Consider the following 679-nt stretch of genomic DNA (forward strand, 5'->3'; position numbering starts at 1 on the left):
CCGTGAGCCCGCCGGCGTCGTGGCGGAACTGTTGCGATGGCTTCGGGAACACCTGCACGCGGATCGAGGCGCCAGCGGGTGAATTGACCGTCTCCACCAGTTTCGTGATCAACGATTCTGGGATGCCTGATGTAGTCGCGCCTTGGGCTCAACAGATGTCGCCCGGCGCTCTGCCCGATGATGTCCTGATCTACCTTCTCGGCAGTCGTTACTGCGATACCGATCGACTATCAGACATCGCCTGGATGATGTTCGGACAGACGCAGCCCGGATGGGCTCGCGTCCAGGCTATCTGCGATTATGTGCACAATCACATCACATTCGACTACCAGATGGCCCGGTCGACGCGTACCGCGCATGACGGCTATTCGGAGCGGGTGGGCGTGTGTCGCGATTTCGCTCATCTCGCGATCACGCTGTGCCGCTGCATGAACATTCCCGCGCGGTATTGCACAGGGTTCCTGGGCGACATCGGAGTTCCGGCAATGGACGCGCCGATGGATTTCTCAGCGTGGTTCGAAGTTTTTCTCGGCGGCGCTTGGTACACTTTCGATGCGCGTCACAATGTCCCGCGCATCGGACGGATCTTGGTAGCCCGTGGCCGTGACGCGATGGATGTGGCCATTTCGATGAATTTTGGCCAGTGCATCCTGACGGAATTCAACGTCTTCACCGACGA

The 679-nt window shown here is 59.4% G+C and carries 1 protein-coding gene; it reads left to right on the top strand.

Annotated features, from left to right (window positions below; all coding sequences use genetic code 11):
• On the top strand, positions 1-679 hold a 679-nt coding region (locus AC1DWF_RS35005), incomplete at both ends, for a transglutaminase-like domain-containing protein (RefSeq protein WP_476843068.1).

The organism is Aminobacter sp. P4_D5, from assembly GCF_056401815.1.